Source organism: Pseudomonas fragi, assembly GCF_025426255.1.
In the GTDB taxonomy this organism is placed as follows: domain Bacteria; phylum Pseudomonadota; class Gammaproteobacteria; order Pseudomonadales; family Pseudomonadaceae; genus Aquipseudomonas; species Aquipseudomonas kulmbachensis.
This window is the reverse complement of sequence record NZ_CP104861.1, coordinates 5,082,248-5,096,256: the sequence shown is the minus strand read 5'-3', so window position 1 is coordinate 5,096,256 and position 14,009 is coordinate 5,082,248. Positions and strand designations below refer to the sequence as shown.

Here is a 14,009-nt window from a genome sequence, read left to right as displayed (position 1 = left end):
TTTACGACTGCTGCGCAGCCGAACGCAGCCTCGCTGAGCTCGTCAGCTGCTACGAGCTCTGGTTACAGCCCTTCAAGCAACTCGCGATAGTCGCCTAGCGCGGCAAATTCTGCGGTGTCTTTCGGGCCTTTTTTGCTGTCGGGCTGTTTGACCGCCAGCAGGTGGGCTACGCCAAAATTTTGCGCGCTGCGCAGAATCGGCAAGGTGTCGTCGATAAACAGGCTGCGTGCCGGGTCAAAGCCGATATCGGCTTGCAAGGCATCCCAAAAGGCCGGGCTTTCCTTGGGGAAGCCGTAGTCGTGGGAGCTGATCAGGCGTTCGAAATAAGGCGCCAGTTCGATGCGCTCCAGTTTCAACGACAACGAATCACGGTGCGCATTGGTGATCATGATTACCCGCTTGCCTGCCTGTTTGATCGCGGCCAAAAAGGTATCAGCGTCCGGGCGCAAGGCGATCAGGTGGGCGGTTTCGAGCTTGAGCTCGCGCACCGGGATTTTCAGCTCGCTGCTCCAGAAATCCAGGCAATACCACTTCAACTGTCCAGCATTTCGCTCAAACAGTGGCGTCAGCTCCAGATCGGCCATTGCCCGGCTGATGCCATGCAACTCGGCATAGCGCTGGGGCAGGTGTTCTAGCCAGAAGTGATTGTCGTAGTGCAGGTCGAGCAGCGTGCCGTCCATATCGAGCAGCACGGTATCGATGTCGCGCCAAGGTAAAACGGTCATGCAAAACTTCTCCTACGGGTGAAAAATTTCCGACACAGACAATCGGAAAAGCCGGGGTATAGTACCCCGTTCATATTGAGGAGCCGCTATGCGCCAAAAACCCACCGTACTTGCCCGTGAAATTGTTGCCAGTAGCCGATTGTTTCGGGTCGAAGAAGTGCAACTGCGCTTCTCCAATGGCGTTGAACGCACTTACGAACGGTTGGTGGGGCGCGGCAATGGCTATGGCGCAGTCATGATTGTGGCAATGATCGATGCCGAACACGCGATTTTGGTTGAAGAATATTGCGGCGGTACCGATGAGTACGAAGTGTCTTTGCCTAAAGGCCTGATCGAGCCGGGTGAGGATGTGCTGGCCGCAGCCGAGCGTGAGCTGAAGGAAGAGGCTGGCTACGGCGCTCGCCAGCTTGAGCATTTGACCGAACTGTCGTTGTCGCCTGGCTACATGAGCCAGAAAATCCAGGTGGTATTGGCTACCGACCTTTATGAAGAGCATCTGGAAGGCGACGAGCCAGAGCCGATGCGCGTTGACCGAGTCAACCTGCGTGAGCTGTCGAGCCTGGTGCTCAACCCGCAATTCAGCGAAGGCCGCGCGTTGGCGGCGCTGTATCTGGTTCGTGACCTGTTGACCCAGCGCGGAGTGTTCCAACCGTGAGTGATTTGCCGCATCCCTTGCTTGAAGGCGTCATCACCCTGGCCCATGCCGCTGGTGCCGCGATTTTGCCGTTCTGGCGCGCGGGCGTTGCAGTCACTGCCAAGGCCGATGATTCGCCGGTAACGGCTGCTGATCTGGCGGCGCACCACGTGTTGCTCGATGGCCTGACGGCGCTGGACCCGAGCATTCCGGTGCTGTCGGAAGAAGACGCCAACATCGCGCAAGATGTGCGGGCTGGCTGGACGCGCTGGTGGCTGGTTGACCCGTTGGATGGCACCAAGGAATTTATTTCAGGTAGCGAAGAGTTCACCGTCAATATTGCGCTGATCGAGCAGGGTCGCGTGGTGTTTGGCGTGGTTTCGATGCCCACCAGCGGTCGTTGCTACTACGGCGGAGCGGGTTTGGGTGCATGGCGGGCGGATGCCGATATCGTTGTACCGATCAGCGTGCGCAACACCCCCCCTGCGGGCGAAGCTTTGACCGTGGTTGCCAGCCGTCGGCATTCCAGCCCCGAGCAGGAGCGTTTGCTGGCCGGGTTGAGCGAACAGTTGGGCGAGTTGCAACTGACCAGTGTGGGCAGTTCGTTGAAGTTTTGTCTGTTGGCTGAAGGGGCTGCCGATTGTTACCCGCGTCTGGCGCCGACTTCGCAGTGGGACACTGCTGCTGCGCAGGGTGTGCTTGAAGGTGCGGGCGGCGTAGTGCTGCAACTGGATGGTAAACCGTTCAGCTACCCGGCCCGCGAGTCGCTGCTCAATGCATCGTTTCTGGCGTTGCCGGCCAAGGCGCCGTGGCGTGAGAAATTGCTGGACCTGGCACAACACTGATCCTCATCTGTGGGAGCGGGCTTGCTCGCGATGCGGACGCTGCGGTCTTTCAGTTAAACCGCATCGATGCCATCGCGAGCAAGCCCGCTCCCACATAAATTCAATCAGCGATGCAGCACGTACTGCCCGCTGAAGCGCACCGCATCTTCCCCGCCCTTGGCATTGATCACCCGTGTGTCGAGGGTCAGCCGTGCGCGGCCGTGGCGTTTGTACATGGCCACAAACTTGTTCCAGGCTGCGTCGCCGGGCGCATCACACAGTGCGATGGCGTCCTGGGTCACAGGCAGCGGGTAGCTGATATGACCTTCCTGAATCACGATATGCCCGTCCTCGATCCCCGCCTCGCGCAGACTCAAGTGCAGCCAGCCCCAGCCCGCCAATACCGCGCCGCAGTACAGGCTGCCACCAAACATGGTGCTCTTGTGGTTGATATTGGCCGCAAGGGGTAACTGCAAACGCAGTTGCCGGTCTTGCCAGCTCAATACGGTGAGGCCCATTTCACGGGTGAGCGGGATGTCGTGATGGAGTATCGATTCCAGATAACGACTGTCGCGGTTCATGCAATGGCCTCTTTAATCAAGTTCATCAGGGTGTGGATGGCTGGCGCTATCGAAATTCAGCCCGTGCTTGCGCAGTTTGTCGTGCAAGGTTTTACGCGGCACACCCAAGGCTTCGGCCAGGCTGCGCATGGAGCTGTGGGAGCGCTCAAGCTCGGCGGCAATCAGGCTTTTTTCAAAGTGTTCGACCTGCTCGCTCAGGCCTCCTGGCACTCCATTACTCGCCGATGGCTGGCCATCAGCAGAGTCGTCCAACGCCAGTTCAAGGCCCAGGGCGAAACGCTCGGCGACGTTCTGCAGTTCTCGCACGTTGCCCGGCCAGTTGTGCCGCAGTAACAGCGCCCGTTGCGCCGGTTGCAACACGTTGGGCGTCAGGTCGTGGCGTACGCTGGCTTCGCCGGCAAAGTAATCAAACAGCATCAGGGCGTCTTCACCCCTTTCACGCAAGGGCGCGATACGTAGAGGCGCAACGTTCAGCCGGTAATACAGGTCGGCCCGGAACCGCCCCTGGTCGGCTGACTGGCGCAGGTCTTCCTTGGTGGCGGCGATTACCCGGATATCCAGCGGGATCAATTGATTGCCGCCCAGCCTTTCAACCACGCGCTCTTGCAGCAAGCGCAGCAACTTGACCTGCACATCCAGGCTCATGCTTTCGATTTCATCGAGAAACAGGGTGCCGCCGTTGGCAAATTCAAACTTGCCGATCCGGCGTTTTTGCGCGCCGGTAAAGGCTCCCGGCTCATGGCCGAACAGCTCGCTTTCAACCACCGATTCTGCCAGCGCCCCGGCATTGATTGCCACGAACGGGCCGTTGCGCCGACTCGACAAGTCATGCAGCGCCCGTGCGACCACTTCTTTGCCGGAACCGGTTTCACCCAGAATCAGCACGTCGGCCTTGGTCGCTGCCAGCGCGCCGATTTGCTCGCGCAGGCGCAACATGGCTGGCGACACGCCCACCAGTCGCGTGCTCAGTAACTGGCGATCACTCAGGGCCAGACGCAGGCTGCGGTTATCCAGCACCAAGGTGCGCAAGGCCAGGGCACGGCGCACACTGTCGAGCAACGCGTCGCTGGCAAAGGGTTTTTCAAGGAAGTCATAGGCACCAGCACGCATGGCCTGCACCGCCAGTGGCACATCACCGTGACCGGTGATCAGCAGCACCGGCAGTTCCGGGTCCTGGCCATGCAGCTGAGCGAGCAGCTCCAGCCCGTCCATGCCCGGCATGCGGATGTCGCTGACCACCACGCCCGGCCAGTCGCGGCTGATGCGCTCGGCAAGACCGTTGGCTTCGGCCAGCGGCAATACGTTGAGCCCGGCCAGATCCAGGGTTTGATACAGGGCCTGGCGCAGGTGCGGGTCATCATCGATCAGGATGACCTGAACGCTTGGATCGATGGGCTGGCTCATTACCTGGAGTCCTCCGAGGCTTGCAGACTCACGCCCGGCGCGCCGGCGCGCAGTCGTAAGGTAATTAAAGCACCGCCTTCCTTGTGGTTGGCGAATAACAATTCGCCGCCAAAGGCACGGATCAGCGTGTCGCAAATGGCCAGCCCCAGGCCCAAACCCTGGGTGCGGGTTTTGGTGGTGTAGAACGGCTCACCGGCACGGCCCAACGCCTCAAGGCAAAACCCCGGCCCGTTGTCGCGAATGTACACAGTGACGCCTTCCGGGGTCGATTGGGCACTTAACCACAAGCGCCGGGGCGGGCCTTTTTCCGTCAGGGCATCGAGGGCATTGGCCAGCAGGTTGCCCAGCACCTGGCGCAAGCGGGTCTCGCCTGCTTCGACCCACAACGTGGCGGCGGGCAAATCGCGAATCAGTTCGACTTCCATGCTGCGTCGACGCTTGGCCAGCAATGCCAGTGCATCGTCCAGCGCCGGTTGCAGGGCGACGCTTTCCGGCGCATGGCGATCACGCCGGGCGAACGCGCGCAGGTGGGCAATGATCGACGACATGCGCCCGGTCAGTTCATTGATCAGCTTGAGGTTGCCGCGTGCGTCTTCGATGCGCTGGTGATCGAGCAGCACTTCAGCGTTTTCGGCGTAGCTGCGGATGGCCGCCAGCGGCTGGTTGAGTTCGTGGCTGATACTGGCAGACATGGTGCCCAGTGCTGACAACTTGCCAGCCTGCACCAGATTGTCCTGTGCGAGCACCAGTTCCTGTTGCGCATGTTCGCGCTCCAGCACTTCTTCACGCAGCAGCCGGTTGAGCCCTTCAAGATCACTGGTGCGCTCTGCCACACGCATTTCCAGTTCACGGCGGGCCTTGGCCTCAAATGCGATCCGGTCCAGGTAATGGCGCCGACGCTGCATCATCAAACCGATCAGCAGCATGACCACCAGCAGGGTGGCGCCACCAATGGCCAGCACCGTGCGCACCGAACGGTCGATCAGCGTACGCGGGGCAAGAATATTGACACTCCAGCCGGTCTCGTCGATTTTTTGGGTTTGCACCAGCCAGGCATTCAGGTCGAGGTTCAGCGGCTTCGGGTCGCGAGTCGGGTAGGGCAGGATGGCGAAGATGGCCTGACGCTCTTCTGCCGACAACTCGCGGGTCGCTCTAAAGCGCCATTCCGGGCGCGAGGTGAGGACTACCACGCCGTTGTTGTCGGTGGTCATCAGTTGCTCGGGGGTATTGCCCCATAACTGTTCGGTGTGGTCGAGATCGACCTTGACCACCAGTACGCCGAGTTTTTTATCTCCGTCGAGTATCGGTGCCGCGAAGTAATAGCCGCGCTTGCCGGAGGTGGTGCCCAGCCCGAAGAAACGCCCCAGTTTGCCCTCCATCGCCTCGCTGAAATACGGGCGAAAGGCGAAATTGCGGCCGATAAAGCTGTCGCTTTTATCCCAGTTTGAGGTGGCCAGGGTATCGCCGTGGGTATCCAGCAGGTACATGACCACGGCACCGGTCTGGTTGCAGATGCCATTGAGCAAGTGATTGGCCTTGGCCTGTGCCTGGGGATTTTCAGGGTTGGCCAGCACGTCGCGCAGGTCTGGCAGTTGGCCGAGGATCTGCGGCAGTACTTCATAACGATGCAGCGTACCCAGCAGGTTGGCGACGTACAGGTCGAGAGTCTGGCGGTTTTGCCCGGCCAGTTCACTTCGGTAATAGCGCTCGGCCAGGTGCTGCAACGGCCACAACAATGGCGCGAGGCACAACGCCAACAAGGCCAGGCTGCGCCAGCGGGGTCTGCGAGGAACTGAGGAGGAGGTGATCATCGGGAGGCTGCGCCGCAAGAGTACGGCGCAGTATACCAATGCAACACCTGTAGCCGCTGCCGAAGGCTGCGATGGGTTGCGCAGCGAAGGTCCTGCGGACCTTATCGCAGCCTGCGGCAGCGGCTACACAGAGCTACTCGGTCACACACTCGTGCAATGCGGCGCGCCAGTCGGCCTGGCTGACGCCCCATTCGCGGGCCAGACGGCTGCAATCAAGGCGCGAGTTCTGTGGGCGTGCCGCGGGTGTCGGGTAGGCGCTGGCCGGGATGGGCTCCAGGGTTGCACATGACTTGCCTTGGGCGCTCAGGTGCTCGGCAATGGCCTGGGTGAAGCCAAACCATGAGGTTTCACCCTGTGCGGTCAGGTGGTATGTGCCCCAGGCCCCGGCTTCACCCGCTTGCCAGCGTTCGATCAAGGCGCGGGTGCTCTGGGCAATGGCGCCTGCCCAGGTCGGCGCGCCGATCTGGTCAGCTACCACGCGCAATTCCGGCCGCTCCTGGAGCAAACGCTGCATGGTCAGCAGAAAGTTCTTACCGTGGGTCGAGTACACCCAGCTGGTGCGCAGGATCAAATGCTGAACACCTGTTGCCGCGATGGCCAGTTCACCGGCCAGCTTGCTTTTGCCGTAGACACCCAGCGGGTTGGTCGTGTCGTCTTCGGTGTAAGGCGCAGGTTTGCTGCCATCGAACACATAGTCGGTGGAGTAGTGGATCAATGGAATGCCCAGCGCCGCCGCCTCTTCAGCAAACACGCCAGGGGCGATGGCATTGATCGCGAACGCCAGCTCCGGCTCGCTTTCAGCAAGATCCACGGCAGTGTGTGCGGCGGCATTGATGATCAGGTCAGGCTTGTGCGCCCGTACCTGAGCACGGATTTGCTCGGGCTGGCTCAGATCCAGCTCGTCACGGCCCAACACAATCAACTCGCCCAGACCGGCAAGGCGCTTTTGCAGCTCAACCGCCACCTGGCCGGTTTTCCCGCTAACAAGAATTTTCAAGGCAACTGCTCCGTTAGTCATGCAACCAAGTCCTTGGGGTCAGTGCTGCCCAGACGCTCGCCCTGATAGCTGCCGTCTTGAACCCGGCGGCACCAGTCGAGGTTGTCCAGATACCACTGCACGGTTTTGCGCAGGCCGGTTTCGAATGTTTCTTCCGGCACCCAGCCCAGCTCGCGTTCGATTTTGCTGGCGTCGATGGCATAGCGTTGGTCGTGGCCCGGGCGATCCTTGACGAAGGTAATCAGGTCGGCAAATTGAGTGACACCTGTCGGGTGCTCTGGTGCCAGCTCTTCGAGCAGGGCACAGATACTGCGCACTACGTCGATATTGGTTTGCTCGTTGTGGCCGCCGATGTTGTAGGTTTCGCCAACCACACCTTCGGTCACGACTTTAAGCAGGGCGCGGGCGTGGTCTTCCACGAACAACCAGTCACGGACTTGCAGGCCATTGCCATACACCGGCAGCGGTTTACCGGCCAAGGCATTGAGAATTACCAGCGGGATCAACTTCTCCGGGAAGTGGAACGGCCCGTAGTTGTTCGAACAGTTGGTCAGCAACACCGGTAAACCGTAGGTGCGGTTCCAGGCGCGGACCAAGTGGTCGGACGCCGCTTTGCTGGCTGAGTACGGCGAGCTTGGGGCGTAGGGCGTGGTTTCGGTGAACAGGTCATCGACGCCATGCAGGTCGCCATACACTTCATCGGTCGAAATATGGTGGAAGCGGAACGCGCTTTTTTCCGGCTCGGGCAGAGTCAGCCAGTAAGCACGGGCTGCTTCGAGCAGGCTGTAGGTGCCTACGATATTGGTCTGGATAAAATCCGACGGGCCGTCGATGGAGCGGTCAACGTGGGACTCGGCCGCCAGGTGCATGATTGCCTGGGGCTCAAAGCGCTGGATGATTGCGCTGACTGCGGCCTGGTCGACGATATCGGCCTGCACGAACTCGTAACGGGTATCGGTGGCGATGCTTTGCAGCGATTCAAGGTTACCGGCGTAGGTCAGTTTGTCGAGGTTGAGTACTTCGTGCCCGGTGTTTTTGATCAGGTGACGAATCAACGCTGAACCAATAAAACCGGCGCCGCCAGTGACTAAAATGCGCATGTGGATTTTCCTTATTCCCTGAAGGTGTTCGAACGTATGGCGCATAGCTTGTGGGGATGAGCGGGGAGGTGCAAGTGGGAGCTGTCGGGAATACAAGTACGTTGGTGTGAAAGTAGATTTATATCTGCTTTGTAGCGACAAAATTATGTGTAAGGCTGATAAATTAATTTTATTGCCGATATTTATCGGCTATAAAGGTGTTTCTCGTTGACGCGATGCAGACCTGCGTCCACTGTCTTGTTTTTTTATGCCACCAAACCCCCGATGCTTTCCAGGAGTCCAGATGACCACTTTGCAAAGTTCGCCACGCGCTGACGGTTTTTACATGCCGGCTGAATGGGCTGCGCAGACCCAAACCTGGATGATCTGGCCCGAGCGCCCGGATAACTGGCGCCTGGGCGGCAAGCCCGCTCAGGCGGCACATGCGGCCGTGGCCAAGGCCATCGCGCGCTTTGAGCCGGTGACGGTCGGGGTGTCGGCTGCCCAGTACGAAAATGCCCGCGCACAACTCGATGTGCCGAATATTCGCGTGGTCGAAATGTCCAGCGACGACGCTTGGGTACGCGACAGCGGTCCGACTTTTGTCATTAACGACAGCGGTGAAGTTCGCGGTGTGAACTGGGACTTCAATGCCTGGGGCGGATTTGACGGCGGTCTGTACTTTCCGTGGAACCGCGATCAGCAAGTAGCCAGCAAGGTGCTGGAAATCGAGCGTTGCCCGCGTTACTACACCGAAGGTTTTGTACTTGAGGGCGGCTCGATTCACGTCGACGGCGAAGGCACGCTGATCACCACGGCCGAATGCCTGATGAACCGCAACCGTAACCCGCATCTGTCTCGCGAAGAGATCGAAGGCGTGTTGCGTGCGCAATTGGCTGTGGACAAGATCATCTGGTTGCCAGACGGCCTGTTCAACGACGAAACCGATGGCCATGTGGATAACTTCTGCTGTTATGTGCGCCCTGGCGAAGTACTGCTGGCCTGGACTGATGACGAGCGTGACCCGAACTACCTGCGTTGCCATGCTGCGATGGACGTATTGGCAACCAGCACCGACGCCAAGGGGCGCCCATTTGTAGTGCACAAGATGCCGATTCCGGGGCCGATGTACGCCACGCAAGAAGAGTGCGATGGCGTCGACAAGGTGGCTGGTAGCCAGGATCGTAATCCGTCCGAACGCTTGGCCGGTTCTTATGTGAACTTCCTGATCGTCAACGGCGGCATCATTGCGCCGAGCTTTGACGACCCGATGGATGAGCAGGCCAAAGGCATTCTGCAAAAAATCTTCCCGCAACACGAAGTGGTGATGGTGCCGGGCCGTGAGCTGCTGCTGGGCGGTGGCAATATTCACTGCCTGACCCAGCAACAACCTGCGCCGCACAAGGCGTAAACCGCGGTCTCTGTAGATACTCTGTTCCAGGTCAAGCCCCCTGCTCGCGAATGATTACTTCGCGAGCAGGCTCGCTCCCACGCTTGAAACATCTCTGTAGCCGCAAACTGTCGGAACAATCGGGTTGTACACGTCCACCGCTGGCACACCCTTGGCGTTGTAGAGCTTAGGGTCGCACGCTGGCGGCCGATTTCCAGGCCGGTCAACAGGCGCGAATGCAGGTTCCGGGTTTTATCGTCGATAAAATCGTTTTGCCTTCCATAGGATGTGCAGCACCTGATTCGCCCGGTTCTCGAAACACACTAAAAGCCATACCGGCGTTTTTCCGCGCATGACAGAAGGCTAGGCTGGTGCTCTGATTTATTGAACATTCGGAGTAACCCATGAGCACCACACCTGTCTTGCATTACATCTATGACCCCCTGTGTGGTTGGTGCTACGGCGCCAAGCCGCTCATTGACGTGGCACGCGGCATTTTGCCGGTAGTGGCCCACGGTGGCGGGATGATGGCTGGTGCGCAACGCCAACCTGTGTCGGCGCAACTGCGCGATTACGTGATGCCCCACGATCATCGGATTGCCCAGTACACCGGGCAGCCGTTTGGTGAGGCGTACTTTGAAGGTTTGCTGCGCGATACCACGGCGGTGTTTGATTCGCAGCCGCCGACCACGGCCGTGCTGGCTGCCGAGCAGTTGGCCGGACGCGGCCTGGAGTTGTTAGGGCGTTTGCAAACGGCGCATTACGTAGAAGGGCGGCGGATTGCCGATATCGACGTGCTGATGGCAGTAGCGGCCGAAATGGGGCTGGAGGCCGATGGGTTTCGGGCAGCTTACGATGCGGCAAGTGGCGAGGTAACCCAAGCGCACTTCAAGGCCAGCCGCGGGTTGTTGTCACGGGTGGGTGGCCAGGGCTTTCCGACCGTCGTTCTGGAGCAGTCCGGTCAGTACCAGGTGATCGACCTTGGGCCGTATCTGGGCAAGCCAGAAGTTTTTGCTGCCTGGCTGCGCCAGCGTGACGGAGTGCCCGCCGAGCACACTAGCGCTTCAGCCCCGGCCTGTGGTCTGGATGGCTGTCAGTAACATTTTTTGACACTTGATTCACAAACAGCCCAATTAACAAATTTTTCACGAAATTGACACGTCACCTTCACGGCGGCTAGGATTCCCGCCAACGCCTGTGGCAATAAGCCATGCACCAACTTTGTAAAGACCTGCGCTGTAGGTCTTTTTTGTTTATGTGAAGCAACCACCACTCAATGTTTCAGCTTGAAATCCACAGCGCGCCTCTATTCAGAAATAAGGAAAATAATATGTTGAACAAGCGGATAGGTCTGCTCGCTTTGGGCGTACTCAGTGCTACCCAGGCCATGGCTAATGATCAAGCTGATGCAAAAGGTTTTGTAGAAGACAGTCACCTCAATGTATTGGCGCGCAACGCCTACATCAGCCGTGACTACAAGAATGGCAAGCAGGATAAAGCTGAATGGGGCCAAGGCTTCCTCGGCACGTTCAGCTCCGGCTTCACCCAAGGCACCGTGGGCGTGGGTGTAGATGCTTTCGGCATTTACGCACTGCGTCTGGATGGCGGCCGTGGCAAAAGCGGCGCGGGTGGTATCGACTTCTTCAAGCAAGGCGCCAGCGGCAAAGCAGCTGATGACATCGCTAAAGCGGGCGCGGCAGTGAAGTTTCGCGTGTCCAATACCGTGCTCAAGTACGGCGATCAAATGCCTGCGCTGCCGGTACTGATGTACGACAACTCGCGTCTGATGCCAGAAAGCTTCACCGGCACTCTGTTGACCTCCAAGGAGATCAACGGTCTGGAAATCAACGTGGGTCGCTTCACCGCAGAGTCGCGTAAAAGTGCTGAAGCGCGCGACAGCGGCGACCTGAAAAGCATCAACGTATTCGGCGGTAGCTACAAGTTCACCGACAACCTGTCGGCGTCCCTGTACGGCTCCGAAATGGAAGACGAGCTGAACAAGCAATACGTGGGCGTGACCTACGCGATCCCGCTGCAAGACAAACAGTCGCTGACGTTTGACTTCAACGGCTACCGCACCCACGTCAAAGAAGACTACGCACGTGACGTGCTGAAGGTTGACGGCCAGGACAACAAGATCTGGAGCCTGGCAACCACCTACGGCTTTGGCGCACACACTGTGACGCTGGCTTACCAGAGCAGCACCGGCGAAATCGGCTATCCGTACGGCGGCTACCGCAATGCAGGCGGCGTGGGCGATGGCGGCAACACCATTCTGCTGGCCAACTCCTACTGGTCCGACTTCAACGCCAAGGACGAACGTTCGTGGCAGTTGGGTTATGGCTTCGACTTCGGTGCCGTTGGCATTCCGGGCCTGACCTACAACATCGCCTACGTTCGCGGCACCAACATCGACGACGGTTCCGACCGTGGCCGTGGTACCGAGCGCGAAATCTTCAACCAGGCCAAGTACGTAGTACAAAGCGGCCCGGTCAAAGACCTGAGCGTGCGTCTGCGCGGCTCATGGTTGCGCGTATCGAACAACGCCAGCGACTACAACGTCGGCGGTAACGAAGTCCGTGTATTTGTTGATTACCCGATCAGCATCTTCTGATGCTACCGACCTGTTAAACAGGTTGGACATCTGAATAAAAACGCCCCGACTGGTTCGGGGCGTTTTTTTTTTCGTCGCAATTTACGGTTGCAGACAGAGTACATTCAGATGAAACCATCGCTAACACTTGAGTTGTCCCGAGGGCTAGTTGGCCAGTAGCTGAAACTCTTACCATTATTCCCTTGAGGTTATATTCCTTGGGTGGCATATTTTGAGTATGGACTGGGATGTTGAATACACCGACGAATTTGGCAATTGGTGGGAGAGCCTTGGTGAAAAGGAACAAGTCAGCGTGGCGGCCAGCGTCAAATTGCTGGGGCTGCTTGGCCCGGGACTGCGTTTCCCCCATTGCAGCGATATCAAGGGTTCGCGGCACGGGAACCTTCGAGAGCTGCGCGTGCAGCATGCGGGCCGCCCCTATCGGGTGCTTTATGCCTTTGACCCGCGCCGCTGCGCATTGCTGTTGATTGGCGGCGATAAGACCGGTCATGACCGTTGGTATGAAGAGTACGTGCCGTTTGCGCAAAAACTGTACGACCTACATTTGGAAACACTGCTTGAAGAGGGTCGAAAAAATGGCTAAAAAATTCGCTGAGCTTGAAGCTCGCATGGCTCCAGAGGCTCGTGCTCAGGCGCAGGCTTTGTACCTCCAGCATTTGAAGGAGCTGCCTTTACATGAACTGCGAAAAGCACAGGAGTTGAGTCAGGAAGCATTGGCCAAAAAGCTGCATATCAACCAGGCCGCAGTCTCCAAAATGGAGCGACGCACAGACATGTATATCAGCACCTTGCGCAATTACATTCAGGCCATGGGGGGCGAGCTGGAAATTATCGCGACCTTTGCGGATGGTCAGGTAAAAATCGAGAATTTTGCCGAGTAATCGTGGCCTCGTGGATTGCCAAAGCACGGTGCCTTAGGAAAACGCCTCATCCTCCTGCGCGCACTCGCGCAACCAGTTCATAAACACCTGCAAGCGCTTGGGCACAACGCTGAGCGGGGGGTGGACCAGATAATAGTCGTAGTGTCCGCATTGGCTGAAACCACCAAAAGGCAGTACCAGCTCGCCGCGATCAATCCGTTTTTGCACCAATTGCTGGCGCCCGATGGCGATCCCTGCGTGGCTCATAGCGGCCGTTACGCTCAGGTCCGAGCGGTCAAAGGTCAGGGTGCGCTTGGGCAATGCTGCGAGCAGGTTGTGTTGTTCGGCCCACAAGGTCCACTCGGCATCATAGGCAGCGTGATCCCAGGCCAGGGAGTCGTGCAGGGTGGTGCAGTTGCTCAGGTTTTGCGGGTTTTCCAAAAGCCTGTGGCGTTGCGCATATTCGGGGCTGCACACCGGGGCCATTCGCTCACGCATCAATCGCTGGCTGGTCAGGCCGGGGAATTCGCCATTGGCGTAGTACAGGGCCAGGTCAATTTTGCGCGTGCGAAAATCGACATTGTCGTTACCCACTCGCAGATCCAATGAAACCAGTGGGTAGCGCTCAATAAAGTCCGCCAGCCGGGGCACCAACCAGCATTGGGCTACCGAAGGCCTGGCATAGAGCGCAATGGAACCGGCGATCTCTGCCTGTGACGATTGTTCTAGTGCCTCGGACAACTCGCCCATCGCACTCTGGAGGATTTCGAAGATTCGCTCGCCTTCGTCAGTCAGGCTGACTTGACGCGTAAGACGCTGGAACAGCTTCATGCTCAACGCAGCTTCCAGCCGACTGATGCGGTGGCTCACGGCGCTGGCGGTCAAACACAGTTCCTGCGCAGCACGGGCAAAGCTCAGATGTCGAGCGGCGACTAAAAAGGTGTGAAGGTTGGCGAATTGGCTGCTGTTGAGCCTGGAGCTGATACGGGGAGGAAGATTAAGCACGGAAATTGTCCCTCAAGCCAACGGCTGACTTTAGGCGTAATGTTGCTCGCCCCCACGGTTGGGGTCATAGCATTACGGCTTGTGG

Annotated in this window: 14 protein-coding genes; 7 read left to right on the top strand and 7 right to left on the bottom strand. The window is 58.6% G+C overall.

Annotated features, from left to right (window positions below):
• Nucleotides 1–62: 62 nt before the first annotated feature.
• Nucleotides 63–725: a GMP/IMP nucleotidase gene (gene yrfG / locus N7D90_RS23360; protein ID WP_261740189.1), complete on the bottom strand. Its 663-nt coding sequence runs from the start codon at nucleotides 723–725 to the stop codon at nucleotides 63–65.
• Between the two features lie 88 nt (nucleotides 726–813).
• Here yrfG and nudE point away from each other — a divergent pair, with 88 nt between their 5' ends.
• Together nudE and cysQ are read left to right on the top strand one after the other, a co-directional pair.
• Nucleotides 814–1,380: an ADP compounds hydrolase NudE gene (gene nudE, locus N7D90_RS23355; RefSeq protein WP_261740188.1), complete on the top strand. Its 567-nt coding sequence runs from the start codon at nucleotides 814–816 to the stop codon at nucleotides 1,378–1,380.
• The gene (gene cysQ / locus N7D90_RS23350; protein ID WP_261740187.1) at nucleotides 1,377–2,204 is read left to right on the top strand and encodes a 3'(2'),5'-bisphosphate nucleotidase CysQ; all 828 of its coding nucleotides are present in this window, start codon (nucleotides 1,377–1,379) and stop codon (nucleotides 2,202–2,204) included. Before nudE ends, cysQ begins: the two co-directional genes overlap by 4 nt.
• Before the next feature lie 104 nt (nucleotides 2,205–2,308).
• Here the strand turns inward: cysQ and N7D90_RS23345 are convergent, their stop codons facing one another.
• The 5 genes from N7D90_RS23345 to rfbB form a co-directional block, all read right to left on the bottom strand.
• Entirely contained in the window at nucleotides 2,309–2,764 is a 456-nt protein-coding gene (locus N7D90_RS23345; RefSeq protein ID WP_261740186.1) for a thioesterase domain-containing protein, read from the bottom strand.
• A gap of 12 nt (nucleotides 2,765–2,776) precedes the next feature.
• The gene (locus N7D90_RS23340) at nucleotides 2,777–4,168 is read right to left on the bottom strand and encodes a sigma-54-dependent transcriptional regulator (protein ID WP_261740185.1); all 1,392 of its coding nucleotides are present in this window, start codon (nucleotides 4,166–4,168) and stop codon (nucleotides 2,777–2,779) included.
• Entirely contained in the window at nucleotides 4,168–5,979 is a 1,812-nt protein-coding gene (locus tag N7D90_RS23335) for an ATP-binding protein (protein WP_261740184.1), read from the bottom strand. Before N7D90_RS23335 ends, N7D90_RS23340 begins: the two co-directional genes overlap by 1 nt.
• A 133-nt stretch (nucleotides 5,980–6,112) precedes the next feature.
• Nucleotides 6,113–6,997, bottom strand: a complete 885-nt coding sequence (gene rfbD / locus N7D90_RS23330) for a dTDP-4-dehydrorhamnose reductase (RefSeq protein WP_261740183.1) — start codon at nucleotides 6,995–6,997, stop codon at nucleotides 6,113–6,115.
• Nucleotides 6,994–8,076, bottom strand: a complete 1,083-nt coding sequence (gene rfbB, locus N7D90_RS23325) for a dTDP-glucose 4,6-dehydratase (protein WP_261740182.1) — start codon at nucleotides 8,074–8,076, stop codon at nucleotides 6,994–6,996. Before rfbB ends, rfbD begins: the two co-directional genes overlap by 4 nt.
• A 283-nt stretch (nucleotides 8,077–8,359) precedes the next feature.
• Here rfbB and aguA point away from each other — a divergent pair, with 283 nt between their 5' ends.
• The 5 genes from aguA to N7D90_RS23300 all read left to right on the top strand — a co-directional run bounded on the left by aguA (nucleotide 8,360) and on the right by N7D90_RS23300 (nucleotide 12,940).
• Nucleotides 8,360–9,466, top strand: a complete 1,107-nt coding sequence (gene aguA / locus N7D90_RS23320) for an agmatine deiminase (protein ID WP_261740181.1) — start codon at nucleotides 8,360–8,362, stop codon at nucleotides 9,464–9,466.
• Between the two features lie 383 nt (nucleotides 9,467–9,849).
• Nucleotides 9,850–10,545 (top strand): DsbA family protein, encoded by a 696-nt coding sequence (locus N7D90_RS23315; RefSeq protein ID WP_261740180.1) that lies wholly within the window; start codon nucleotides 9,850–9,852, stop codon nucleotides 10,543–10,545.
• A gap of 230 nt (nucleotides 10,546–10,775) precedes the next feature.
• Nucleotides 10,776–12,059: an OprD family porin gene (locus N7D90_RS23310; RefSeq protein ID WP_261740179.1), complete on the top strand. Its 1,284-nt coding sequence runs from the start codon at nucleotides 10,776–10,778 to the stop codon at nucleotides 12,057–12,059.
• A 217-nt stretch (nucleotides 12,060–12,276) separates the two neighbouring features.
• Nucleotides 12,277–12,642, top strand: a complete 366-nt coding sequence (locus N7D90_RS23305) for a type II toxin-antitoxin system RelE/ParE family toxin (protein WP_261742515.1) — start codon at nucleotides 12,277–12,279, stop codon at nucleotides 12,640–12,642.
• The gene (locus tag N7D90_RS23300) at nucleotides 12,635–12,940 is read left to right on the top strand and encodes a helix-turn-helix domain-containing protein (RefSeq protein WP_261740178.1); all 306 of its coding nucleotides are present in this window, start codon (nucleotides 12,635–12,637) and stop codon (nucleotides 12,938–12,940) included. The genes N7D90_RS23305 and N7D90_RS23300 overlap by 8 nt, the downstream gene beginning before the upstream one ends.
• Before the next feature lie 33 nt (nucleotides 12,941–12,973).
• Here the strand turns inward: N7D90_RS23300 and dsdC are convergent, their stop codons facing one another.
• Nucleotides 12,974–13,924: a DNA-binding transcriptional regulator DsdC gene (gene dsdC / locus N7D90_RS23295; protein ID WP_261740177.1), complete on the bottom strand. Its 951-nt coding sequence runs from the start codon at nucleotides 13,922–13,924 to the stop codon at nucleotides 12,974–12,976.
• Nucleotides 13,925–14,009: the final 85 nt, after the last annotated feature.